Genomic DNA, 23,435 nt, shown 5'->3' with positions numbered 1-23,435 from the left:
TCTCAGTCTCCCTTCGCGGCCTCGAACAGCTCCGCCCGCGGGTTCTCGCCCGCGGTCGCCTCGCGATACGCCTCCAGTGCGTCACGAGCCTTCCCCGACAGGTCCTTGGGGACACGCACCTCGACGGTGACCAGGAGGTCGCCGCGGGTGCCGTCCTTGCGGACCGCGCCCTTGCCGCGGGCGCGCATGGTGCGGCCGTTGGGCGTGCCGGGCGGCAGCTTCAGGGTGACGGACGGGCCGCCCAGGGTGGGGACCCTCACCTCGCCGCCGAGCGCGGCCTCGACGAAGGTCACCGGGACGGTCACCGTGAGGTTGTCGCCCTTGCGCCCGAACACCGGGTGCTCGCCGACGTGCACGACCACGTACAGGTCGCCCGCCGGTCCACCCCGCTCGCCGGGCGCGCCCTTGCCGCGCAGCCGGATGCGCTGCCCGTCGGTCACGCCGGCCGGGATGCGGACCTGCATCGTGCGCGAGGACTTGGCGCGGCCGCTGCCCTTGCACTCCATGCAGGGGTGCTCCGCGATCAGCCCGCGGCCCTTGCAGTCGGGGCAGGGATCGGTGAGCGAGAAACCGCCGCCCGAGCCCCGCGCCACCTGCCCGGTGCCGACGCAGGTCGGGCACACGCGCGGTGTGCCGTTCTTGTCGCCGGTGCCGGAGCAGGCCTTGCAGGGTGCCTGGGAGGACATCCTGAGCGGCACCGTGGCGCCCTCGATGGCCTCCGTGAAGCTCAGCGTGACCTCGGTGTCGATGTCCTGGCCGCGCCGGGGCTGGGTGCGTGTGCCCGTGGCTCCGCCGCGGTTGAACAGGCCCCCGAAGACGTCACCGATTCCGCCGCCGAAGCCGCCGGAACCCCCGCCCTGGGCGCCGCCTCCGAAGAGGTCGCCCAGGTCGAAGTTGAAGGAGCCGCCGGTGCCCGGCCCGGGGCGGAAGCCGCCGTTGCCGAACAGGGCGCGTGCCTCGTCGTACTCCTTGCGCTTCTTGGGGTCGCCGAGGATGTCGTTCGCCTCGGAGATCTCCTTGAAGCGCTCCTCGGCCTTGGTGTTGCCCTTGTTGGCGTCCGGGTGGAACTCGCGGGCGAGCTTCCGGTACGCCTTCTTGATCTCGGCCTCGGTGGCGTCCTTGGGGACGCCGAGGACCTTGTAGTAGTCCTTCTCGATGAAGTCCTTGGTGCTCATCCTCGACGCCCCTCCTTCCTGTCTGCGGTGATTACGTCAGCCCTCGTCCGGGCCACCGTTCTCCTTGTCGTCGGCGGAGCCGGCCTGCTTCGCCTCGGTGTTCTCCTCGGCGCCCTCGGCCTTGACGGTCTGCGCGCCGGGCTGCGGCTCGGCGACGGCCACCCGCGCGGGGCGGATGGTGCGCTCGCCGATGCGATACCCGGGCTGCAGGATCGCCACGCAGGTCGTCTCGGTGACGTCCGGCGCGTAGGAGTGCATCAGGGCCTCGTGGATGGTCGGGTCGAAGGGCTCGCCCTCCTTGCCGAACTGCTGCAGGCCCATCTTGGCCGCGACGGTCTCCAGCGACTCGGCCACCGACTTGAAGCCGCCGACCAGTTCGCCGTGTTCCCGCGCGCGGCCGATGTCGTCCAGCACGGGCAGCAGCTCGGTCAGGAGGTTCGCGATGGCGATCTCCTTGACCGCGGCGCGGTCCCGCTCGACCCGGCGGCGGTAGTTCTGGTACTCGGCCTGGAGGCGCTGGAGGTCGAGCGTGCGCTCGTTCAGCGCCGTACGTACCTGGTCCAGCTGGGCCACCAGGCCCGCGTCTGCGTTTCCGTCCCCGGCCGGGGCCGCCCCCTCCTCGGGGGCGGCCTTCGGCTCGGCGTCGTCGGAGGTGGCGCCGGAGGGGACGTCGGGCTTCTCCTCGAAGCCCGGGGTCTCCTCCGTCACGCGGCACCGTCCTTGCGCTCGTCGTCCACGATCTCCGCGTCCACGACGTCGTCGTCAGCGGCCTTGCCGCCCTGGGCGGCGCCCTCCGGGCCGCCGGCGGCCTGCGCGGACTGGGCGTCGGCGTACATGGCCTGGCCCAGCTTCTGCGAGACGGCCGCGACCTTCTCGGTGGCGGTGCGGATCTCGGCGGTGTCCTCGCCCTTGAGCTTCTCCTTCAGCTCGGCGACGGCCTCCTCGACCTCGGTCTTGATCTCGCCCGGGACCTTGTCCTCGTTGTCCTTGAGGAACTTCTCGGTCTGGTAGACGAGCTGCTCGCCCTGGTTGCGGGTCTCGGCGGCCTCGCGGCGGCGGTGGTCCTCCTCCGCGTACTGCTCGGCCTCCTGGCGCATGCGGTCGACCTCGTCCTTCGGCAGCGAGGAGCCGCCGGTGACGGTCATCTTCTGCTCCTTGCCCGTGCCCAGGTCCTTGGCGGTCACGTGCATGATGCCGTTGGCGTCGATGTCGAAGGAGACCTCGATCTGCGGGACGCCACGCGGCGCCGGCGGCAGACCGGTCAGTTCGAACATGCCGAGCTTCTTGTTGTACGCCGCGATCTCGCGCTCGCCCTGGTAGACCTGGATCTGCACGGACGGCTGGTTGTCCTCGGCCGTCGTGAAGATCTCGGAGCGCTTCGTCGGGATCGTGGTGTTGCGCTCGATCAGCTTGGTCATGATGCCGCCCTTGGTCTCGATGCCGAGGGACAGCGGGGTGACGTCGAGGAGCAGGACGTCCTTGACCTCGCCCTTGAGGACACCGGCCTGGAGCGAGGCGCCGATGGCGACGACCTCGTCCGGGTTCACACCCTTGTTGGCCTCCTTGCCGCCGGTCAGCTCCTTGACGAGCTCGGCGACGGCGGGCATACGGGTGGAGCCGCCGACCAGGACGACGTGGTCGATCTCGTTGATGGAGATGCCGGCGTCCTTGATGACGTTGTGGAACGGCGTCTTGCAGCGCTCCAGCAGGTCGGCGGTCAGCTGCTGGAACTGGGCGCGGGTGAGCTTCTCGTCCAGGTGCAGCGGGCCCTCGGCGGACGCGGTGATGTAGGGCAGGTTGATCGAGGTCTCGGTGGAGGAGGACAGCTCGATCTTGGCCTTCTCGGCGGCCTCGCGGAGGCGCTGGAGGGCCATCTTGTCCTTGGCGAGGTCCACGCCGTGACCGGACTTGAACTGCTGCACCAGGTAGTCGACGACGCGCTGGTCCCAGTCGTCACCACCGAGGTGGTTGTCACCGTTGGTGGCCTTCACCTCGACGACGCCGTCGCCGATCTCCAGGAGCGACACGTCGAAGGTGCCGCCACCGAGGTCGAAGACGAGGATGGTCTGGTCGTCCTTGTCGAGGCCGTAGGCCAGCGCGGCGGCGGTCGGCTCGTTGACGATGCGCAGGACGTTCAGACCCGCGATCTCACCGGCCTCCTTCGTCGCCTGACGCTCGGAGTCGTTGAAGTAGGCCGGGACGGTGATGACCGCGTCGGTCACCTTCTCGCCCAGGTAGGCCTCGGCGTCCCGCTTCAGCTTCTGCAGGATGAACGCGGAGATCTGCTGCGGGTTGAAGTCCTTGCCGTCGAGCTGGATCTTCCAGTCGGTGCCCATGTGGCGCTTCACCGAGCGGATGGTCCGGTCCACGTTCGTGACCGCCTGGCGCTTGGCGACCTCGCCGACGAGCACCTCACCGTTCTTGGCGAAGGCGACGACGGACGGCGTGGTCCTGGCGCCCTCGGCGTTGGTGATGACGGTGGGCTCGCCGCCCTCCAGAACGCTGACGACGGAGTTAGTCGTGCCCAGGTCGATGCCGACCGCACGTGCCATGGTTGATTCCTCCAGCTGACTTGAGTGGAACGGACTCAAGTGTGCATGACGCCCGGCGATGGGTCAACAGACCTGAGCCGCAGGGACTCAAGTCTTATCCGTTCCTTACACGCAACTGGCCGCTGACCTGCGTCGATTCGGTGCGACGCGGCGACTGGACAGGCATCCGAAGGAGGACGAGCACCACCAGCAGCGCCGCCCCGGCCACCCACAGCACGGCCCCCTCCCCCGTCCACCCGGTGTGCACGAGCACCCCGACGAGCACCGAGGAGAAGGAGCCGGCACCCAGCAGCACGACGGAGCCCGGCGGGGTGAGCCCGAGCGGCCGCATCCGGTGCGCGAGATGGTCGGGGCCGCGCCGCAGCAGCGGACGCCGGGCCAGTCCCCGGGCGAGGACCACGAGGACGGCGTCGGCGACCGCCACCGCGCCGAGGCAGAACATCACGGCCGCGCTCGGCACCAGGTCGTACCCCGCGCGCGTGAAGACGAGGGACGACGACAGCAGGAACCCGGTGAACAGCGAGCCGCAGGTGCCGAGCCCGATCCGCGCGGGATGCCAGTTGTGCATCAGGAAGCCGGTGAGGGCGGCGGCGAACACGCTCAGCAGGACGGCGAGCCCGTCCATCAGCTCGGCGGCGGCACAGACCCCGGCCCCGAAGGCGGTGACCACCCCGACGGTGCCGGCCAGCCCGTCCGCGTGGTCGAGCCCCTTGAAGGCCAGGGAGGCGACGACGATCCACACCAGCGCGAGCAGCCCGCCCAGCACACCCGTCGCGTCGTACGGCACCACACAGGCCGCCGCCACGGCCGTACCGGCGACGAGCACCCGCGCGCGCAGCCGCCACACGTCCGCGACCAGCCCGAGCGCGGCGACCGAGCAGGCGGCGACCAGCAGGCGGACGACCCCGTCGCCGAGCGGGGCGACCCGGGTCCACTGCCCCATCCAGGTGACCAGGCAGGTGACGACCACCACGGCGAGCCCGCCGAGCAGCGGCAGCCGCCGCTGCCGGCGCCGGTCGACGATGCCGGCCCGCAGCGCGGGGACCCTGAGCAGCGCCGCGAGGACGGCGGCGAGGAGCAGGGCGGCGGTGGCGGCGGTGATCCCGTAGAGCACGGCTCTAAGGTAGGGGCGAATGTAGCAATTCGGTACGAATAACACGATCCGATGACCCGCAGGATGATGCGCATCACCCCGCGCCCGGCTGCATCCCGACGGAAGATGGGGGTAGTCTCAGACGGACTACCTAAGTTACCGCTTAGTAATGTCGTCCGTTAAGTCGCTCAGTCAGTTCGAGGCCGCCTCAGGAGCCCCAATGCAACTCGCCGCGATCATCGTGTCGCTGGTCCTGATCGTGGTCGGCGTGGCACTGTTCGGCCGCGCCCTCCTCCAGATCTTCAATTTCATGCGGCTGGGCCAGTCGGTACCGGCCGGCACGCGGACCAACGACCCCGCACAGCGCACCCTCACCGTGGTCCGGGAGTTCCTCGGCCACACCCGGATGAACCGCTGGGGCGTCGTCGGTGTGGCGCACTGGTTCGTGGCGGTGGGCTTCTTCACCCTGCTGCTGACGATCGTCAACGCGATCGGGCAGCTGTTCAAAGCGGACTGGATCCTGCCGGTCATCGGCGAGTGGGCGCCGTACAACGTCTATGTCGAGTTCATCGGCACCATGACGGTCGTCGGCATCCTCGTCCTGATCGGCATCCGCCAGCTGAGCCACCCGCGCAACCCGGGCCGCAAGTCCCGCTTCGCCGGCTCCAACTTCGGCCAGGCGTACTTCGTCGAGGCCGTCATCCTCATCGTCGGCGTCTGCATCTTCATGCTCCACGCCCTCGAAGGCGCCCAGCACCACGTCGACGGCTACGAGGCCTCGTTCTTCCTCTCGTACCCGGTGGTGTCCTGGCTGAAGGGCATGGACGTCTCCACGCTCCAGAACCTCACCTACTTCTTCGCCGGCCTGAAGATCGCGACCTCCTTCATCTGGATGATCACGGTCGCCCTGAAGACCGACATGGGTGTGGCCTGGCACCGCTTCCTGGCGTTCCCGAACATCTTCTTCAAGCGCAACGCCGCCGGTGAGACCTCCCTCGGCGCCCTGCTCCCGATGACCTCCGGCGGCAAGCCGATCGACTTCACCGACCCCGGTGACGACGACGTCTTCGGTGTCTCCCAGGTCGAGCAGTTCTCCTGGAAGGGCCTGCTGGACTTCTCCACCTGCACCGAGTGCGGCCGCTGCCAGTCACAGTGCCCCGCCTGGAACACCGGCAAGCCGCTCTCCCCGAAGCTGCTGATCATGTCGCTGCGGGACCACGCGCACGCCAAGGCGCCGTACCTGCTGGCCGGTGGCGGCAAGACCATGGAGGGCGAGGAGAAGGCCTCCGAGGAGCAGCTGGCCGGCGTCCCCGCCGCCGCCCTGGCCGAGGCCGAGCGCCCGCTGATCGGCACCGCCGAGGAGAACGGCGTCATCGACCCGGACGTGCTGTGGTCCTGCACCACCTGCGGCGCCTGCGTCGAGCAGTGCCCGGTGGACATCGAGCACGTCGACCACATCGTCGACATGCGCCGCTACCAGGTGATGATCGAGTCCGCGTTCCCGTCCGAGGCGGGCACGATGCTCAAGAACCTGGAGAAGAAGGGCAACCCCTGGGGCCTGGCCAAGAAGCAGCGCCTGGAGTGGACCAAGGAGGTCGACTTCGAGGTCCCGGTCGTCGGCAAGGACATCGAGGACCTCTCCGAGGTCGAGTACCTGTACTGGGTCGGCTGCGCCGGCGCCCTGGAGGACCGCGCCAAGAAGACCACCAAGGCCTTCGCCGAGCTGCTGCACATCGCGGGCGTCAAGTTCGCGATCATGGGCGGCGACGAGAAGTGCACCGGTGACTCCGCCCGCCGCCTCGGCAACGAGCCCCTGTTCCAGGAGCTCGGCATGGAGAACGTGGCCGCGCTGAACATGGCCTTCGGCGAGGACGACGAGGACGAGTCGACCAGGAAGCCGAAGTCGGCGAAGAAGATCGTCGCCACCTGCCCGCACTGCCTCAACACGCTCGGCAACGAGTACCCGCAGCTCGGCGGCGACTACGAGGTCATCCACCACACCCAGCTGCTGCAGCACCTGGTGGACGAGGGCAAGCTGATCCCGGTGACCCCGGTCGAGGGCATCATCACCTACCACGACCCGTGCTACCTGGGCCGCCACAACAAGATCTACACGCCCCCGCGCGAGATCATCGGCAAGGTCCCGGGCCTGCGCAACGAGGAGATGCACCGCCACAAGGAGCGCGGCTTCTGCTGCGGCGCCGGTGGTGCCCGGATGTGGATGGAGGAGCGGATCGGCAAGCGCATCAACAACGAGCGCGTCGACGAGGCCCTCTCCCTGAACCCGGACATCGTCTCCACCGCCTGCCCGTTCTGCCTCGTCATGCTGACCGACTCGGTCAACGGCAAGAAGAACGACGGCACGGCGAAGGAGTCCATCCAGGTCGTGGACGTCGCCCAGCTGCTCCTCGACTCGGTCAGGACGCCGGTCGACCCGGCGGGCGAGCCGGAGACCGAGAGCGAGCCGGAGCCCGAGCCGGTCAAGTAACCGCGGCTCCACGGACGGACGGCGCCCCCTGCTACGCACAGGCAGGGGGCGCCGTCGTGTCCCGAGGGGGCCGGATTCCCCGGGTTCGTCCGCACCCGGAGCCGGTGACCCTCCCGTGGCCGGCACTGGTGCCCACCGACGCCTGAACCCGGCTGGGCCAACGGGTGGGGACCCGGCACGGCACCGGCGTGCCTCCGCTGTCACGGAACCGCCCGCTGCCTTGTCTGGCTGGTGTGCGCGGTGGCGCACCGGGTCCGGGGCGTGCCCCGGCATCCGTCGCAAACGCATCAGCGAACGGAGACAGCGATGAAGATCGTGGTCATCGGCGGTACGGGGCTCATCGGCTCGCAGGTGGTGACACGCCTGCGCGGGAGCGGTCACGAGGCCGTGCCGGCCTCTCCCTCCAAAGGCGTCGACGCCCTCACCGGCGAGGGCCTGGCCCAGGCCCTCGAGGGCGCGGACGTGGTCGTGGACGTCTCGAACTCCCCGTCCTTCGACACCGAGCCGGCGATGGACTTCTTCACCCGCTCCGCGCGGAACCTGTTCGAGGCCGAGAAGGAGGCGGGTGTCCGCCACCACGTCACACTCTCCATCGTCGGCGTCGACCAGGTGCCCGACTACGGCTACTACCGGGCCAAGGTCGCCCAGGAGGAAGCCGTGCGCGGCAGCGGTGTGCCGTACAGCATCGTGCGCGCCACCCAGTTCTTCGAGTTCATCGCCCCGGTGATGGACATGACGACCGGGGGAACTCAGGTGCGCCTGCCGTCCGTCCGGCTGCGTCCGATGGCCTCCGCCGATGTCGCCGCCGCCGTCGCCGACGCGGCGCAGGGCGAACCGTCGAACGGCGTGCGCAACATCGCGGGCCCCGAGGTGCACGGACTCGACCGGCTCGGTGAGATCACCCTGGCGGTGAAGCCCGACGGCCGTACCGTCGTCACCGACGAGAACGCCGGCCTGTTCGCGGGCATGCCCCACGAGGTGCTGGCCGGCGACGACACGGCACACATCGCGGCCACCCGCTACGAGGACTGGCTCAAGCGGAACTGAGCGGGGACTGCGCCGGAACCGAACCGGCGGCCGGTCCTCACGCGTTCATGCCCTCAACTCCCCAGCCGCCGCCCCCGGCTCTCCGCGACACGCAGGACGTCGTCCAGGGCCTGGGTCAAGCACTCGGCGAGGAAGCGGAGTTCGCCGGGCGGGGTGTCCGGCAGGATCTCCCGGGCGTGGGCGAGCAGTTGACCACCCATACCGAGCTGCACGGACTCCGTTGCGTCGGCCAGCCGGGAGAGCGTTCCGCCGTCTCCGTCGGTGATGAGATAGCAGGGCTTGCCCTCTGCCCCCGACCAGGGCAGCAGACGCGGAGGGTATGTCATGCGGCCTCCAACGCCCGGACCCGGTACGGCTGTTCAAGAGCGTCCACATACGGCCGTACGGCCCTGTGGGCGGTGGCGTCGAGGGGGGTGTCGAGGCCGTAGGGACTGCGGTGAGGCGGGAGGGGCGGCGCTGGTGGCGGCTCGAAATCGACGTACGGGGGCCGCTGAGCGCCGGGCGGAAACAACAGGAGGCCCACGCGGGCGATTAAGCGGCGGATAAGGTCGGTCATGTCATCAGCTCCGTTCAGGTACGGCTGGTGGCCACGCCCCCGGACGGCTCCACCCGTCGCGGGGGTCTTTCGTTGCCTCACTGTAGCGGTAGTGAGGCATGGTGTACTAGGCCCTATCACGGATCGCACTGGTGTACCCGCTACAGGCATGGTGGTGTAGTGATGCAGTTCGCACCAGATATTCCACGTTGGCGGCAGGTCGCCGAAGTCATCCGTGGCCGGATTGACGACGGGACCTATCCGCCCCGCACCCGAGTACCGTCCGTCATGCAGATCATCGCCGAGTTCGGAATCGCCACGGCGACGGCCCAGAAGGTCCTCCAGAACCTGCGCAAGGAGGGCCTCATCTACACAGAGCCCGGCCTCGGCTCCTTTGTATCGGAACGCCCCGCCACCGAACCGTCCGCATAGGGACCGTCGGCAACGGGGCGCCCGGCGCGGTGGCTACTCGCTCTTCGGGCCCGCCTGCTGCACCACCTCGAACGACCACAGCGTGGAGCCGGAGGCGGCCGGCTTCGGCCGTTCGCCCTCCGCGCCGCCCTGATGCGCGGTCTTCATCGGGCCCTCCATCCACGCCTGGAACGACTCCTCGTCACGCCAGCGCGTGTACACGAGGTACGTGTCGGTGCCCTCGACGGGCCGCAGCAGCTCGAACCACTCGAAGCCGTCGGAGTTCTCCACCGCGTGGGCCCGCGACGCGAACCGCTTCTCCAGCACCTCCCGCTGCTCGGCGGGCACGGTCAGCACATTGATCTTCACTACGCTCATGCCCCCATCCTTACCCAACTGTGGACGGGAGCCGGAGACCCCCGAGGGGAAACGGGGGGGAAACCCCTGAAGGCTCCCTGGTCGAGTCGCTGACGGTCCCTTAGGGGATGTCACAGGTCGGCCGCAAAGCCGGGCCCGGACGCCCGGGCCCGGCACGTCACCCTCCGGGACCAGGTACGTTCGATGACGTGGCTGGATTCAGGATCGGACGCGGGGGCCGGGACAACCGCACCCCCCAAGGACAGCAGGCGCAGCAGGGACCGTCGTACGGCCGGCCCGGACCGCAGCAGGGGCAGCCCGCGGGGCCGTCGTACGGGCAGCCCTCGGGGCCCTCGTACGGCTACCCGCAGGCGCCGCAGCGGCCGTACCCGCAGCCGGGCCAGCAGCAGCCCTCGTACCCGCAGCAGGGACAGCCGTACGGCCGGCAGGGCCAGTCGTACGGACACCCGGGCCCGGCCGACGACGGGCCGGAGTACTTCGGGGACGACGGCGGCTACCCGGGCGCCGGCGCTTCCGGCCGGGACCCGTACGCGGCCAACCAACCGGGCCACACCCAGGCGTTCTCGATCGACGAGGCCGCCGACTACACCCAGGGCGGGACCTACCAGGCCGGCTCCGCCGCACCCGCCGCCCCGCTCGGGCCGCCCCTGCACTGGAAGGAACTGCTGAAGGGGGTCATCCTCTCCCCCGACCGGACCTTCCTGCGCATGCGGGACTACACGATGTGGACCCCGGCGCTCATCACCACCTTCCTCTACGGCCTGCTGGCCGTGTTCGGCTTCGACGGCGCCCGCAAGGACGCGATCAGCGCCACGCTCTCCAACGCGGTGCCGATCGTGCTGATAACCGCGGTCGTGATGGTGTTCGGCCTGTTCATCCTGGGCGTGGTCACCCACACCCTGGCCCGCCAGCTCGGCGGCGACGGCGCCTGGCAGCCGACGGTCGGCCTGTCCATGCTGATCACCGCCCTCACGGACGCGCCCCGCCTGGTCGTCGCCATGTTCTTCGGCGGCGACGCCGGCTTCGTCCAGCTCCTCGGCTGGGCCACCTGGATCGGCGCGGGCGCCCTGCTGACGCTGATGGTCTCCCGCTCCCACGACCTGCCCTGGCCGAAGGCACTGGGCGCGTCGGCGATCCAGCTGACCGCGCTGCTGTCGATCGTGAAGCTCGGCACGTTCTGATCGTTCACGCAGACGAAAGGGCCCCCGGCACGGCAGCCGGGGGCCCTTTGCGCGTAGAGACAAGGGTTACCCCACCCCCGCCGGTGGTTCTGCCCGACCGGGAAGGGCGGTGGCGTTGGCTTGGCATAGGCGTCCTTCTTGGGATCGCCATATCGATCGTGGTCGTGACCTACGCGTAGCGCGAACGGCCGTGACGGACTCACTTCTGGTTCCTTCACACCGACCAGCCGTCCATGAACGCACGTGAACGCCCCCGCACGCACCCCAACACCCCACCAACACAGTTGGAAAGCGTGTTGGCCGGGTGATGAGGGGGGTGGGGTCTGGGGCCTGCAACATAGTCCCGAGGTGGCTCCCGGGGACCTTTATGCCCACCCCCCTTGACCGCGGACCTCGAAGGTTCTCTGACCGGTCTCACTCCACCAGGCAAGCTAGCAAGGGGCACTGACAACCGCCTGGCGCGTGGCCTGCGGTACAGCAGCGAAGTACAGCAAGCCCCAGCAACCGGCAGTGGCGTCGAGCGGGCGTCGGCACAACACAACGGCCCCTGACCGATTCAGCTGGTCAGGGGCCGTTCGCCTGCGCGGTGGGGGTGGGATTTGAACCCACGGTGGCTTGCGCCACGACGGTTTTCAAGACCGCACCGGCTCAGGAGTAGAAGTTCTTCCAGTAGTCCCCGTGACTCACCGAGAAGTCGGCCGGCCTCTCGCGGCGCAGCTGCTCGTAGCGCCTCGTGTAGGCGTCAAGCGCCTCATGCAGCGAACACCCGAGGTGGTCTCGTAGTGCCTTGATGCCCAGGACGATGCGCCCAGCGATGATCTCGCCGTCCGCCACACCTATGCCCTCGTCCTTGGGGTCCATGCAGAGATCAAAACGAGGACTCTCGACCCACGCAAGGGAGCAGCAGGTCAGAGCGCTTCCTTGTTCTCCTTCGGCGCCTCGCCCGACTTATGTACTGGAGGCAAGACACTCCACGGGAAGTTGATCCACTCATCCGTCCGCTTCCAGACGTACTCGCACTTCACGAGGGAGTGGGACTTCTCATAGATCACCGCGGAGCGCACCTCGGCGACGGTGTCGAGGCAGAAGTCGCGGACGAGCTTCAGCGTCTTGCCGGTGTCGGCGACGTCGTCGGTGATCAGGACCTTCTTGTCGGAGAAGTCGATCACGTTCGGGACCGGCGCGAGCATGACCGGCATCTCGAGCGTCGTACCCACCCCGGTGTAGAACTCGACGTTCACCAGGTGGATGTTCTTGCAGTCCAGGGCATAGGCGAGCCCGCCGGCGACGAACACGCCACCGCGCGCGATGCTGAGCACGATGTCCGGCTCGTACCCGTCGTCGGCGACGGTCTGCGCGAGCTCGCGGATGGCGGCACCGAACCGCTCGTAGGTCAGGTTCTCGCGAACATCGCTCATGTTTGTGGCTGCCCTCACACCTGGGTCCGATGGAAATTGACGTAGGACCGCGAGGCGGTCGGCCCGCGCTGGCCCTGGTACCGGGAGCCGTAGCGCTCGCTGCCGTACGGGGACTCGGCGGGCGAGGTCAGCCGGAACATGCACAGCTGGCCGATCTTCATCCCAGGCCAGAGCTTGATCGGCAGCGTGGCGAGATTGGACAGTTCGAGCGTCACGTGCCCGCTGAATCCGGGGTCGATGAACCCGGCGGTGGAGTGCGTGACCAGCCCCAGCCGCCCGAGCGAGCTCTTCCCCTCCAGCCGCGAGGCAAGATCGTCGGGAAGCGAGATGACCTCGTACGTGGAGGCGAGCACGAACTCCCCGGGGTGCAGGATGAACGGCTCGTCCCCCTCCGGTTCCACGAGCCGCGTCAGGTCGGGCTGCTCGACGGCGGGGTCGATGTGCGGGTAGCGGTGGTTCTCGAACACCCGGAAATACCGGTCCAGCCGTACGTCGATGCTCGACGGCTGCACCATGGATTCGTCGTAGGGATCGATCCGTACCCGCCCGGCGTCGATCTCGGCCCGGATGTCCTTGTCTGAGAGAAGCACGTAGCGAGGATACGCAAGGCGCGCGGAGCCGTGACAATCGTGACGACTCCGCGCGCCTGAGTTACCACCGCGGCGTGTGCCTGCCGCGCAGTCCGGGACACCGCTGCGGCTTCTGTTCCCTGCCTCGGGCCTGCCCCGGCTTTCCCGCCGACGCCTCTAGCGCTTCTCCAGGGCGACCGGCACCACACTGCGGAGCCGGGCGCACCGGGGGCACCTCATGAGCCGGCGGGGGCCGAGCCGATCGGCCTGCTGCATCGGGAACGAAGCGGTGCTGAAGACGTGCCCGTCCGCGCAGCGGACGACGGTGCGTTCCATCAAGTCCCTTAAGTCCCTTCCCCAAGAGCCTCGTCGGGCTTACCGCCCTGACGACAAAAGCCACATTACGGGATCAAAGAGACGACTCTCCAGGCGGCACTCCGGCCCCACCCGGACCCTCCCTCAGGCCTCCACGGTACGCCCCAACTCGGCCCGGCCGCAGCCGGATCCCACCCCTGAAACAGACTCAGACCCCAGGGCTTCGGCACCAGGGGTCCGCGATGAGGTAAAGTGAGCGATGTCCGGACACCGGCTCCGCGAAGGGCATGTCCGTACTTACGCGGGTGTAGTTTAATGGTAGAACATCAGCTTCCCAAGCTGAGAGCGCGAGTTCGATTCTCGTCACCCGCTCCAGAGAGAAACCCCAGGTCAGCGGCCTGGGGTTTGTTTGTTGTCTAGTCCAATTTGAGGGCGGCATGCCCTCCGCGTGCCCTAAGTCGAGGCTGAGCGGTCATTTCAGGGGTGCCTGGACGCCTCTCTGGCCGCCCCCACCCTGGTTCGTCTCGAATAGCGAGACGTATTTCGCGTGATCCGAGCCACAAGTTGTGCAAATGATGGTGAAGTCGCTTACGCAAAGGGCGGCTTGCGGGCTGGCACGCAGCTGTCGACCATCCGGACTGCACTTCGGTCGTTTCGCAGCGGCAGCATGAGCGGGTGGTTCACAATGCGCGCCATGCCCACGAGGTACGACCGTTCTCGAAGACGCCGAACGTCATCGCGTTGTGGGCGTCCCACGAAGAAAGGGACGCCCTGCAAGCTCCCCCAGGAGATCGGCCGAGGCTGTCGGCACCACGCCACCCGAGCTGAGCGTGAAGCTGCCGCCGAGGAGGCAAAAGCTCGGACCGAGACGGCGAGGCAGCAGGCAGAACGAGAACAACGGACGATCAGAGTCGTGCTCTCGCTCGTCACCCTGGCCGTGTTTGTTGGCCTTGGCGTCGGTGTCTGGGATGCCTGGAAGGACGATCAGCACGAGTCCATGTGCCGGCCACACCGAACCGAGGCCCTTGCTCTGAGCGACAAGGCTCGCGCCGTACGGATTCCTTTGGTGTTCGCCGGCGACCCGAACATCAGCATCCTGCAGCTCGGGACCAAGCTCCCCGCCGATCTCGGAAACCTCGACACCACATCAGCCACCGAGCTGGACATAGCAACGGCGTACGCCAAGAAGCGCGACCTGGCTGGTCAGGCTGCACGCATCGTTCTCGACCATCAGGAGTGCTTCGACAGCGACTTCATCGCCGAGGCCACCCGCATAGATCAGGCCCCTACCGAGGTCAGCCGGGTAGAAATGCCCTCACCCGTTCACTGCAGCGACGGGTGGCCGTCCAGCTCCATCGGCCGACGAGGTGCATGTTCGCACCACGGCGGCGTTGTCGCTGGGCTCCCATGGGCCACGTTGTTCTTCGACTGATCACGTAGGACGCGGCAACCCAGGGCTTCGACCCTTGCCTTAGGCAGGCACCAGGTCTCCCAACGCTTCACGAAGGGCGGTGCCTACGACAGGTCCTGCCACGGCTACCTGCCGAAGCTCTTCGCCCTTCATGTAGCGGTAGCTCTGTGGAGGGTGGAAAGCCCCCGCGGAGCGCAGCGCGCTGAGCGTCACCGGCTCGCCGAAGGAGACGGGATCCTCCAGCGTGAGGCCGCTCGCCTGAGTCGCGCCACTCATGTAGGCGTCGTACTCACGCCGAGTGATTCCCGTCTGGGTGCTGTGGGCGGACCACACCTCCTTTGGGGAGGCGACATGGACTGAAGCGATGCGCGCCATGCCCACCACAGCCATGGTGGGCGCGGTCGCGTACAGCAGAACCGGGGTTCCGGGTGGCGCAGCGACGCGTTGGCGGCGGACCTCCACCGTCTTGCTGCCGGCCAAAATCGCGGTGGCGAAGCGCGGGTGGACGGACAGCAGCATCGCGCGTTCCGGATCGTTCACGTCGTTCGGTGCCCCTCTTGGTAGATCGCCTGGAACAGCTCCTCGCTGATCTTGGACAGCGAGATCAGCGAACTCGGCGACCACGGTAGTCCCCGCTCCCTGGCCAGCGAGGTCAATCGCCGCAGCGTCACCGGCTTCGGGAAGATCTCGGTGTCCGAGAACCTCAGTGCCATGGCGTGGCCGGAGGTGTCAGCAGCTGCTTGAACCTCAGCCCGACCATATACGCCCAGGTGTTCGAATTTCGAGAAGAGGGTGTCGGGCGTGTCGATGAGCACCTCGTCGAGTCGCGAACTGCCCACCACCATTTGGCCTTCGCCCGGGGAGCTGCCCTCGCTGACGTACCAGAGCAGGCGAGCCGGGACGCTCTCCCCGCGACGGCCCGAGGAACGGTAGTAGACGTGCTCCCTGCTGATGCCCAGGGCGTCACTCCGAGGAATGAGCATGGCCGGGACGTTGAACAGCTCGGTTGACCAGCGCGGCTTGATGGGCACCAGGAAGGACGGCAGCTCCGAGTCGATGACCTTCGCCGGCCACCACGCCCGCTCAACCACGGCGGCCACCTCGGCGGGCATGCCGGCGCGGAGCGCGGTCGTCTCCACGGTCAGCTCGCGGGCCAGTCCGCCAGCCACAGCCTCCACCTCGGCAGCCGTCCCGCACACATTCACGAGGAGGGCGACAAGCCTGCCGTCATGCTCGAAGAACCCGTCGTCGCCTGCTGCGGACTTGGCGGCCGCGGAGGGATGCGGATCGCTGATGCGGATGATCTCTGCACCGCAGTCCCGGCCAAGCCGCTTGATCAGGAAGAGGAGCTGCCGGGCCAGAGTCTCTTCCAGTGGGTGGCTGGCCGTACGAAGGACGGGGACAACCAGCGTTCGCCCATCCAGCGCCCATGCGTAGAGGGCAACTGGGTGGCCCTGACCATCCCTGAGCAGTTCGCGGCGCCAGGCGACCGCACCCCCGTTCAGCGACCGCAGGCGCTCGGCGAAGGCCGAGCCATCGTCGCCACCCGCCTGGTGGAAGAAGGCGACCAGTTCGCCCTCTGCGCCTGGTGCCACCTCGCCGGACCGGAACTCCGTCCCCATCAGATCGGCCGGGCGATACACCTGGGCCTGCCGCAATTCATCCACGTGCAGCGTCACGGTCGAAGGCGAGACGACCCGGACCCGGGCGACCTCCCAGGCCACGTCAGCCAGGCGGGACAACAGCGGATCGCGGGTCGCCAGGACTTGCAGACCGGCACATGAGGTCTCGGCCACGTACCGCAGGCAGAGCCGAAGCTCAGCGCCGACGGTCAGACTGGGGATGGCCTGCGTGGCGGCCACGAGCAGTTCACGGGTTCGCTCGTCCACAGCTGCCGAGTCGGGGGACAGCTTGCGCAGGCCGGTCAGAGCCGCCCGCTGGTGCTGACGCTCTGCCGTATCTGCGAGGTCCCGGATCTGATGAACCAACTGGGGTGTGTAGGCGAGCTCGACGAGATCCGCCATCCATCCGGCTTCCAGTGCGCGGGATTCCTCCGCGCCAGCCGTGTCAGCGAGGCCGCGCAGATCGGCGAACACTCCGTGGTCGACCGTCACTACCAGAAGCGCGTCGCTCTCCATCTCCGTGAACAGGTCCGGATGGCCGAGGTCCAACCACCATCCATCCAGGATCTCGCCGTCACGGCCCCGCCCTCGGACCTCGCCATCCGGGACGAAGCCCAGACTCTGCCACATCCCGCTCAGGTTGTAGTCCCGTCGGCACTTGGCCTTGATCCCGAGTCGTTGCGGGTACCGCTCTTTGATGCCCTCCACCAGCCGGCGGGCGATTCCCCGGCCGCGCTGTTCCTCCGCCACACACAGGTGTGCGAGCCGAATACGCGCGCTCCTCTTCGGCAGTCCGAACAGCGCATAGCCGAGCACCTCGTCCGCTTCAACCGCGGCCAGAAGGCCGCCATCCTCCGCTGCCTTCCGGTAAGCAGGAGGCGTCAGAAGCCCCAGCGTCTTCGTGTAGCGATCACCCAGGGCTATGGCCTTGTCGATCAGCTCGTCCTGCGCAGGCGAAACGGACACCAACTTGATAGCCATTGCCCCCCCTCCAGTTGGGCCGATCACGGCCGCCCACAACTCCCCTGTCAGTGCATGCAGGAAAAGCTGATCTCACTCACGGCCGTCTCTCAAGGGGGCACGAGGGGCGCACGGCACTGCGGAGGCTGTCGCACGCGGTGCCGACGTGTCGGAGTCCGGCCGACGAAACCGTCCGGCCGGACTCCGTCGGTCAGGGTTTCCTCACGCCTCCATGGCTCCCTGCTCGACGGCTGAATCACGAAACTGTTGCCGCACCTCGGCGTCGATGCCCCGCGCCAGCTTGCGCTGGTGCTTCGTCGTCGAGTGCTGGTAGATCAGCTGGGCCCGCTCGGAGGACTGGCCAGCGCGGACCATGAGGTCCTTCAGCTTGGCTCCGGTGTCGGCGGCGAGGGTGTTGCCGGTGTGCCGGAGATCGTAGAAGCGGAAGTTGTCCGCCATGCCGACCTTCTTCCTGGCCTTGCGCCACTTCCGCCCGAAGGTCGAGCGGCGGAACGGTGCGCCCTTCTCCCCGACGAAAAGGAGGCCGTCCGGCTCCTTCTCGGCGAACCACTGCAGGTGGCGGCGCAGCTCGGGGAGCAGGAAGTCGGGCAGGTAGACGGTGCGCTTGCCCGCCCGGGACTTCGGATCGCCGGTGACCCGCTTGCCGTTCGTCAACTCCGGGGAAGCCTGCGTGATGCGCACGGAGCATTCGTCGAGATCGACACTGCGACGGCGCAGCTCGGCCAGCTCCTCGGGGCGGAGTGAGGCGAACGCGCCGAGCAGGACCATCAGGCGCCAGCGCGGGCCCATTACGTCGGCCAGGTCGAAGACCTGCTCGATCGTGGCCGTTGGACGCTCGTCGGCCTCCTCCTTGCCGGCGCCCTTGATACGGCATGGGTTGCTGCGGAGCAGGTCATCGTCGACCGCCGTCTGCAGGATGGCCTTCAGCAGCCGGTACGACTTCGCGACAGTGGTGGCGCCGGTCGCCTTCAAGCGCTCGGCCCGCCAGGTACGGACGCTGGGCGGGGTGATCTCGTCCAGGTCCTTGCCCCCGAAGCTCGGCAAGATGTGCAGGTGCAGGAGACCGCTGTAGCGGTCGACCGTCGTGGGGGCCAGTCCACGCTCCTTCAGCCAGCGCTGGGCGTACTTCTTGAAGTTGACCGCACCGGCGTCCGGATCGCGCCACTGATTGCGCTCGATGTCGGCGCGGGTGAGGTTGAGCCACTCCTGCGCGTCGGACTTGGTGTCGAACGTCTCCGGCGCGGTGTACCGCTGCCCGTCCGGTCCCAGGTAGCGGGCCTGCCACCGGCCGGAGGAGAGCTTGCGCACCGTGCCGAACTCGCGCCGCCGCTGCGGCTTGCGTCCCGCCATCAGGCCGCCTTCCCGTAGCGGGCGCGGATACGGCGGACCGGCTCAACGGTGCGTGCCTCGATGTACTCGGCAATCGCGCTTTCCGGAATGCGCACCGGGCGGCCGAGCTTGACGTAGCGGATCCGGCGCTCGGCGATCAGACGGCGGACGAAACGCTCGCCCGTGCCGAGCAGGTCGCCGGCCTCGGCCACCGTCAGCAGTCGGTCAGCCATTCGCGGTCACCTCCTTGGCGGTGCGCTGGGGGTAGGCAAGGGCAGGGGGTATTGCGGGTCGGCGCAAAGGCGGTACGTCCTTAACTCGGAGAGGTTGTTTCGAGGCAGCAGCCCAGGCCGAGACACACGGGCCTACGCGGCATGCACCCCGTGGAGAAGAGCCAGGGGTGAGACGCGGAGGGCCTGGGCGAGAGCGACGAGGTCGTCGATGTCGCAGCGGCGCTGGGCGCGTTCGATGCGGGACAGCATCGTGTTGGACATCGGGCGGCCGAGGGCGGTGACGCGGGCGGCGAGCTCGCGTTGGGCTAGACCGCGCTCGGTACGGAGGATTTCGAGAGTGCGGGCGGTCCGTATTCCGGCGGGACCTATTTCCAGGGATCGCGCTGCCATGGCTCCAAGTTGTAACTTGCGATCGCCGGTTTGGATAACCGGCGATCGTCGGCTATGTTTCGCCCGGCGCGCGGCCGGGCGTTGCCTCCGGGTGGGGTTCTGGGTATCCGGCAGAGGTTGGCTACGCCAGCCCGATGAGGCCCTCTGACGTGGAGTGTTGTGTTGTAGCTTGCCGCCGCAGCGGGGGTCAACGGTTTCCCGAAGTGATCCTTCTGGCTCGACATGCAGGGCAACTTTTTTGTCAACCGGCGATCCGGGTTTATGGTTTTGGAATTGCCGCGCACAGGACACGTTCGCCGTCAGCTGTCTGATTTCCCCGGCGGAATGCTGGACTTGTGCAGCATCCATGTGGCTGTCTTGGCTATGCGACGCCACCAGCCCTCCCCAACGCCGGGGCCGGGGCTGCGCCGCCCCTCCCCGCGCACCGCCCGACAAGGGCCCACCGCATCCCCGCCCCGACCTAGGAGCCGCCGCCCTATGAGCCACGACGCCCGCGAATGGGTGTGGGACCACAGCCACAGCAAGGGCACCGCCCGCATGGTGCTCGCCCTGATCGCCGACCGCTGCCGCGACCGGCGCTGCATCGCGTACGCGTCCGTGCCCGCCCTCATGAAGCGCGCGAACGCCTCCCGCACCGCCGTGCGCGACGCGCTGGACAAGCTGATCGCCAGTGGTGAGCTGGTGCAGCTTGCCGGCCGCAAGGGGCCGCGGGGAGAGACGTACTACCACCTCCCGGCCGCCGCCCGGTTCCTCGCCGAACAGGCCCCCGAGGGGGACCACAATCCGGCCGTCCCAGGGGATCGGAATCCGACCCCTGGGGGACCGGAATCCGACCCTGCCGACCCCTTCGAGGGGGGACCGGAATCCGACCTGGGGGAACGGAATCTGGCCCCCGGGGGATACGGATTCCGACCCGGAGGGGGCACGGATTCCGACCCCCAGAACAGTAGAGAACCGAAGGTGAACGGTAGTAAGAGCAGCAGCTCTGCCCCGCTCATCGAAGCCACCGAGTGGCGGATCGACGACGGCGCCCGGGCCTGGCTCCAGCAGCACGGCCACCTCGACCGGCTCGGCGAGCACGCCCTGCAAGCGGCCGACGAGAAGTGGCGCTCGTACCGGGCGGCCTGGGCCCCTCGCGCTGCCGCCGCGTGGGCTGCCGACTGGCGTGCGTGGATCGCCCGCGAACGCACCCCCGCCCCTGGCCGGCCGAACCTCTACGCCCTGCCCGGCGGCACCACCGCCCCCACATCCACGGCCGGCATGACCCGTGCCGAGGCCCACACCGCTGCCCTGCTCGCCGCCCTCGACGAACCGACCGGAACGGAGTAATCCGCCCTTGGACCGACGCGAAATCGCCGCCATCCTCGCCTACATCGGCCGCCTCGCCCCCCGGATCACCCGCAGCGGCACGCGCGAAGCCCGTGACCAGATTGCCCAGTGGCACGAACTGCGGCACGACGTACCCTTCTCCACCGCCCACGGCTGGGACGTCCGCGAGCTGATACGAGCCCACATCCTCGGCTTCCCGTACCCGATCCTGCCGGTGGATGTCGCCCGTGCGCGGCGCGCCCACCGACGCGACCGCCGCGACCGGCACACCGACCCCACGCCGGTCGCCGATCCGGACGATCCAGCCGCCTGGCGTGCCGAACTGCTCGGCACCCGGCACGCCGTCGCCATCGGGCAGACCGCACCCGCGACGTACCGACAGATCACCAGCGGTGACTCTCGCCCGGCCATCGAGGCCCGCCTGCGCACCATCGGATCGTGCATCCCGCCGGCCGTCCGCGCCGAGCTGGCCCGCTACCGGCCAACCCGTTCTGCACGCGAAGCCGCCGTCGCCGACGGGCGCCCGGACGTGCTCAGCGTCCGCTGCGCGTGGTGCCACGCCCGCGCAGGCGACCCGTGCCGTCAACGGCGCCTGGGCCCTGACGGCACCGCCCGAGGCAATGAGGTACGCGCCACGCCCCATCCCTCGCGCGTCGACCTCTCCGCTGCCCGGCTGGACCCGCAGCAGGCTGCCTGACGCACTCCAACATGCCTCGCTCCTCACCGCCGCTGCCCCCGCAGTCCGATACCCGGCGGTCCCCGACAAGCCGTGCGCGGCAGGTGGGGACCGTCCCGACGAACACCATGCGGGACCGCGCATCGGGGACCGAGCCCACCGCAGCCGGGGGACCGCAACGACCGCTCCCCCGGGGACCAGCAGGGGCAGCGATGGGACCGGTCCCCTGAGAAATCCCTGCTCCGGGCGCTATGAGGCCGGTCCCCGCAACGGTCCCCAACCACGGGGACCGGTCCCCACATACGACTCGTTCCCTTGGGGACCGTGGACGACATCGCTTCGGGGACCAGTCCCCGCAAGTCACGGACCGTCCCCAGTGGTCGGCCGAGAACAGCTGGGCCCCTACCCCGGTCGCCGTCCCGCCTTTTACCCGCGTGGAACGACGCCCTGCGCTCGTGACGCGGCGGCACCTCTCTTCCCACATCCCCACGGAGTACCGCACGTGCACAACCAGCACTTCGAAAGCCCCGTCCCCCGGCATGAGACGAACGCAATGCCGACCTCAGCCGGAGCAAGTTATCCCCTTGGATACTCCACCGCAGGCGGAGTATCCAAGGGGACCCCACCCCCCACCTGGCAGGGAACCGCCCGGCGGCGGGGAACGCCAGGCGAGGAGGCTGCGACCGAGGGCGGATCGCAGCATGAGGTGCGTGAACAGGGGGTGGTGGCCGCGACCGATGAGCCCGCCGCTCTGACGCAACCCCCGATCCGTCGCCGCCCGTACCGTCGTCGCCAGCGCCCCCATGTTCGTACCACGCGCCTTGGCGACGATGAACTCGCCCGCATCACGGCTGGCGCCCAGGCCGCCGGTCTGACCGTCTCCGGCTTCCTCGCCCGGTCAGCGCTCGCAGCCGCCCTCGACCTGGACCGGACCGCCGGCGTGATCGCAGCCGACCGCGACCTGATCACGGAGCTGTTCTTGGCACGTCGACATCTCGGGCAGGTCGGCAACAATCTCAACCAGGTCGCCCGCGTGCTCAACTCCGGTGGCCGGACACCAGAACTCGACGCCGTGCTCGCAGTGACCAAGCAGGCTGTTCAGCGCGTGCAGCTCGCCACAGACCAGCTCATCGGCCGAAGCCAGGAGACCAACGTCCAGCACAGCCGGTCCAGGGACTGAACCGCCGTCGCGACTCAAAACGGTGCCCAGACTCGTCGTGCTGATCACCTCCGACGCCGAGCTGGCTTCCGTCCGCCTGCCCTGAGTCCCATTTGTCACGGCATCCCGAGGAACTCGCGGCCAAGGGCCAACGCAAAACGCCAGGGCCGAGTCCGCGTGCTTCCGGTCGCACGCACGGGTTATGTGCTGCACGGTCACCAGTAGTACCACGCAGTGGTGGCGACCATGCCGGAGTCCGGCAGTGCTGAGTGCGCCCCTCTGCAAGCCGCCCGAAGCGGGGCCCACGCGCCGTCCAAGCCCTGCGGCTTGTACGGCATCCGTGCGGCCGTCGCGCGGTAGCGTCTATGTGAGGCCGAGCGAGAGGGAGCACGCAGCATGCCACAGCCCGTGGAGACCGCGGACCGCCAAGCCAAGCACGGGCTCATCCTGGACTTCGCCGGGGTGCTGACTGCCAATCCGCTCGCCGTGCACCGCGCCTGGTGCGAGTCGGAAGGGCTTCCCCCAGAAGCGTGGCGCGCCACCCTCAACGACGACCCTGAAGGCCGACGGCTTTACACGGCACTGGAGATCGGTGAGATCGGCCAGGAAGAGTGGAACAAGCGCACCGCAGCCCTTCTCGGTGCGCATGTCGCGCCGGACAACCTGATGGGACGCGCCTGGGCCGCGGTGCCCCCGGCTCGGCGCATGGCCGCGCTCGCCCGAGCTGCCAAGGGCGCAGGGTACCGTCTCGCCCTCCTGTCGAACAGCTTCGGCACGGATCCCTTCAACCCGTACGAACAAGCAGGAATTTGGGACCTATTCAATGTGCACGTCATCTCCGAGCAGGTCCGCATCGCAAAGCCCGACCCTGCCATCTATGAGCTGACGTTGGAGCGTCTCGGGCTTCCTGCTCAGGCGTGCGTGTTCGTCGATGACCACCCTCGGAATCTGCCACCGGCCGAGGCCCTGGGCATCACGACCGTCCTCGCGACGGATGAAGCCGCAACGGTGGCCGAGCTTGAGGCATTGCTCGGAGTGAGCGCCGCGCTTTCCGTCTAGCGGCGACTTCCAGCCAACTCACTGTGCCGACGGTGCCCATGGGTGTTGTCGGTCGTAAAGCAGTGGGTACGGTCCGTGCCTGGC

At 68.6% G+C, this 23,435-nt stretch carries 25 protein-coding genes and 1 tRNA gene; 10 read left to right on the top strand and 16 right to left on the bottom strand.

Going from position 1 to position 23,435, the window contains the following annotated elements:
• Nucleotides 1-2 precede the first annotated feature (2 nt).
• From dnaJ to ACZ7GZ_RS36170, 4 genes are all read right to left on the bottom strand, one after another.
• On the bottom strand, nucleotides 3-1,175 hold the full coding sequence (gene dnaJ / locus ACZ7GZ_RS36185) for a molecular chaperone DnaJ (protein WP_471031016.1): 1,173 nt from the start codon (nucleotides 1,173-1,175) through the stop codon (nucleotides 3-5).
• Nucleotides 1,176-1,211: 36 nt separating this feature from the next.
• On the bottom strand, nucleotides 1,212-1,883 hold the full coding sequence (gene grpE / locus ACZ7GZ_RS36180; RefSeq protein WP_471031015.1) for a nucleotide exchange factor GrpE: 672 nt from the start codon (nucleotides 1,881-1,883) through the stop codon (nucleotides 1,212-1,214).
• Nucleotides 1,880-3,727, bottom strand: a complete 1,848-nt coding sequence (gene dnaK / locus ACZ7GZ_RS36175) for a molecular chaperone DnaK (RefSeq protein WP_471031014.1) — start codon at nucleotides 3,725-3,727, stop codon at nucleotides 1,880-1,882. Before dnaK ends, grpE begins: the two co-directional genes overlap by 4 nt.
• A gap of 94 nt (nucleotides 3,728-3,821) precedes the next feature.
• A complete protein-coding gene (locus ACZ7GZ_RS36170) occupies nucleotides 3,822-4,841 on the bottom strand; it encodes an MraY family glycosyltransferase (RefSeq protein ID WP_471031011.1) in 1,020 nt (339 codons plus the stop codon).
• A gap of 199 nt (nucleotides 4,842-5,040) precedes the next feature.
• Here ACZ7GZ_RS36170 and ACZ7GZ_RS36165 point away from each other — a divergent pair, with 199 nt between their 5' ends.
• A complete protein-coding gene (locus ACZ7GZ_RS36165) occupies nucleotides 5,041-7,308 on the top strand; it encodes a (Fe-S)-binding protein (protein WP_471031009.1) in 2,268 nt (755 codons plus the stop codon).
• 306 nt (nucleotides 7,309-7,614) lie between these two features.
• The gene (locus tag ACZ7GZ_RS36160) at nucleotides 7,615-8,355 is read left to right on the top strand and encodes an SDR family oxidoreductase (protein ID WP_471031008.1); all 741 of its coding nucleotides are present in this window, start codon (nucleotides 7,615-7,617) and stop codon (nucleotides 8,353-8,355) included.
• A gap of 53 nt (nucleotides 8,356-8,408) precedes the next feature.
• Here the strand turns inward: ACZ7GZ_RS36160 and ACZ7GZ_RS36155 are convergent, their stop codons facing one another.
• Together ACZ7GZ_RS36155 and ACZ7GZ_RS36150 are read right to left on the bottom strand one after the other, a co-directional pair.
• Nucleotides 8,409-8,681, bottom strand: coding sequence for a hypothetical protein (locus ACZ7GZ_RS36155; RefSeq protein WP_471031005.1), 273 nt, complete (start codon nucleotides 8,679-8,681; stop codon nucleotides 8,409-8,411).
• Nucleotides 8,678-8,911, bottom strand: a complete 234-nt coding sequence (locus tag ACZ7GZ_RS36150; RefSeq protein WP_471031003.1) for a hypothetical protein — start codon at nucleotides 8,909-8,911, stop codon at nucleotides 8,678-8,680. Before ACZ7GZ_RS36150 ends, ACZ7GZ_RS36155 begins: the two co-directional genes overlap by 4 nt.
• Nucleotides 8,912-9,073: 162 nt before the next feature.
• Between ACZ7GZ_RS36150 and ACZ7GZ_RS36145 the strand changes: the two genes are divergently transcribed.
• Nucleotides 9,074-9,322 carry a GntR family transcriptional regulator gene (locus ACZ7GZ_RS36145; protein WP_471031002.1) on the top strand — a complete coding sequence of 83 codons (249 nt, stop codon included), beginning with the start codon at nucleotides 9,074-9,076 and terminating at the stop codon, nucleotides 9,320-9,322.
• A 33-nt stretch (nucleotides 9,323-9,355) separates the two neighbouring features.
• Here the strand turns inward: ACZ7GZ_RS36145 and ACZ7GZ_RS36140 are convergent, their stop codons facing one another.
• Nucleotides 9,356-9,679 (bottom strand): antibiotic biosynthesis monooxygenase family protein, encoded by a 324-nt coding sequence (locus ACZ7GZ_RS36140; RefSeq protein WP_471030999.1) that lies wholly within the window; start codon nucleotides 9,677-9,679, stop codon nucleotides 9,356-9,358.
• A 107-nt stretch (nucleotides 9,680-9,786) separates the two neighbouring features.
• On the opposite strand from ACZ7GZ_RS36140, the gene ACZ7GZ_RS36135 reads away from it, so the two are divergent.
• Nucleotides 9,787-10,860, top strand: a complete 1,074-nt coding sequence (locus ACZ7GZ_RS36135) for a Yip1 family protein (protein WP_471030997.1) — start codon at nucleotides 9,787-9,789, stop codon at nucleotides 10,858-10,860.
• Nucleotides 10,861-11,508: 648 nt separating this feature from the next.
• On the opposite strand, the gene ACZ7GZ_RS36130 is transcribed toward ACZ7GZ_RS36135, so the two are convergent.
• The 4 genes from ACZ7GZ_RS36130 to ACZ7GZ_RS36115 form a co-directional block, all read right to left on the bottom strand.
• Entirely contained in the window at nucleotides 11,509-11,721 is a 213-nt protein-coding gene (locus ACZ7GZ_RS36130; RefSeq protein WP_471030995.1) for a hypothetical protein, read from the bottom strand.
• 47 nt (nucleotides 11,722-11,768) lie between these two features.
• A complete protein-coding gene (locus ACZ7GZ_RS36125) occupies nucleotides 11,769-12,278 on the bottom strand; it encodes a phosphoribosyltransferase (protein WP_471030992.1) in 510 nt (169 codons plus the stop codon).
• A 14-nt stretch (nucleotides 12,279-12,292) separates the two neighbouring features.
• Nucleotides 12,293-12,868: a dCTP deaminase gene (dcd, locus tag ACZ7GZ_RS36120; protein WP_471030990.1), complete on the bottom strand. Its 576-nt coding sequence runs from the start codon at nucleotides 12,866-12,868 to the stop codon at nucleotides 12,293-12,295.
• A gap of 156 nt (nucleotides 12,869-13,024) precedes the next feature.
• Nucleotides 13,025-13,183, bottom strand: a complete 159-nt coding sequence (locus ACZ7GZ_RS36115) for a hypothetical protein (RefSeq protein ID WP_471030989.1) — start codon at nucleotides 13,181-13,183, stop codon at nucleotides 13,025-13,027.
• A 280-nt stretch (nucleotides 13,184-13,463) separates the two neighbouring features.
• Between ACZ7GZ_RS36115 and ACZ7GZ_RS36110 the strand changes: the two genes are divergently transcribed.
• Together ACZ7GZ_RS36110 and ACZ7GZ_RS36105 are read left to right on the top strand one after the other, a co-directional pair.
• Nucleotides 13,464-13,537, top strand: a tRNA-Gly gene (locus tag ACZ7GZ_RS36110).
• A gap of 538 nt (nucleotides 13,538-14,075) precedes the next feature.
• On the top strand, nucleotides 14,076-14,594 hold the full coding sequence (locus tag ACZ7GZ_RS36105; protein WP_471030986.1) for a hypothetical protein: 519 nt from the start codon (nucleotides 14,076-14,078) through the stop codon (nucleotides 14,592-14,594).
• A 39-nt stretch (nucleotides 14,595-14,633) separates the two neighbouring features.
• Here ACZ7GZ_RS36105 and ACZ7GZ_RS36100 read toward each other — a convergent pair whose 3' ends face one another.
• The 5 genes from ACZ7GZ_RS36100 to ACZ7GZ_RS36080 all read right to left on the bottom strand — a co-directional run bounded on the left by ACZ7GZ_RS36100 (nucleotide 14,634) and on the right by ACZ7GZ_RS36080 (nucleotide 19,128).
• Complete coding sequence (locus ACZ7GZ_RS36100; protein WP_470810838.1) at nucleotides 14,634-15,113, bottom strand: ASCH domain-containing protein; 480 nt, start codon at nucleotides 15,111-15,113, stop codon at nucleotides 14,634-14,636.
• Nucleotides 15,110-17,176 (bottom strand): GNAT family N-acetyltransferase, encoded by a 2,067-nt coding sequence (locus ACZ7GZ_RS36095; RefSeq protein WP_471030983.1) that lies wholly within the window; start codon nucleotides 17,174-17,176, stop codon nucleotides 15,110-15,112. The genes ACZ7GZ_RS36100 and ACZ7GZ_RS36095 overlap by 4 nt, the downstream gene beginning before the upstream one ends.
• A gap of 201 nt (nucleotides 17,177-17,377) precedes the next feature.
• Nucleotides 17,378-18,526, bottom strand: a complete 1,149-nt coding sequence (locus ACZ7GZ_RS36090) for a tyrosine-type recombinase/integrase (RefSeq protein WP_471030982.1) — start codon at nucleotides 18,524-18,526, stop codon at nucleotides 17,378-17,380.
• A complete protein-coding gene (locus ACZ7GZ_RS36085) occupies nucleotides 18,526-18,738 on the bottom strand; it encodes a helix-turn-helix domain-containing protein (RefSeq protein WP_470810841.1) in 213 nt (70 codons plus the stop codon). Before ACZ7GZ_RS36085 ends, ACZ7GZ_RS36090 begins: the two co-directional genes overlap by 1 nt.
• A 132-nt stretch (nucleotides 18,739-18,870) precedes the next feature.
• The gene (locus ACZ7GZ_RS36080) at nucleotides 18,871-19,128 is read right to left on the bottom strand and encodes a helix-turn-helix domain-containing protein (protein ID WP_471030980.1); all 258 of its coding nucleotides are present in this window, start codon (nucleotides 19,126-19,128) and stop codon (nucleotides 18,871-18,873) included.
• A 477-nt stretch (nucleotides 19,129-19,605) separates the two neighbouring features.
• Between ACZ7GZ_RS36080 and ACZ7GZ_RS36075 the strand changes: the two genes are divergently transcribed.
• The 4 genes from ACZ7GZ_RS36075 (at nucleotide 19,606) to ACZ7GZ_RS36060 (ending at nucleotide 23,351) form a co-directional block, all read left to right on the top strand.
• Nucleotides 19,606-20,457 carry a helix-turn-helix domain-containing protein gene (locus ACZ7GZ_RS36075; protein ID WP_471030978.1) on the top strand — a complete coding sequence of 284 codons (852 nt, stop codon included), beginning with the start codon at nucleotides 19,606-19,608 and terminating at the stop codon, nucleotides 20,455-20,457.
• Nucleotides 20,458-20,464: 7 nt separating this feature from the next.
• Complete coding sequence (locus ACZ7GZ_RS36070) at nucleotides 20,465-21,154, top strand: zinc finger domain-containing protein (RefSeq protein ID WP_471030977.1); 690 nt, start codon at nucleotides 20,465-20,467, stop codon at nucleotides 21,152-21,154.
• 700 nt (nucleotides 21,155-21,854) lie between these two features.
• Nucleotides 21,855-22,313 carry a plasmid mobilization protein gene (locus ACZ7GZ_RS36065; RefSeq protein ID WP_471030975.1) on the top strand — a complete coding sequence of 153 codons (459 nt, stop codon included), beginning with the start codon at nucleotides 21,855-21,857 and terminating at the stop codon, nucleotides 22,311-22,313.
• Between the two features lie 375 nt (nucleotides 22,314-22,688).
• Complete coding sequence (locus tag ACZ7GZ_RS36060) at nucleotides 22,689-23,351, top strand: HAD-IA family hydrolase (RefSeq protein WP_471030972.1); 663 nt, start codon at nucleotides 22,689-22,691, stop codon at nucleotides 23,349-23,351.
• Nucleotides 23,352-23,435: the final 84 nt, after the last annotated feature.

The sequence above is a fragment of the Streptomyces sp. NPDC037288 genome, from assembly GCF_055603265.1.
Note: the sequence above shows the minus strand (reverse complement) of the source record. Positions and strands in the feature narration are given on the sequence as shown.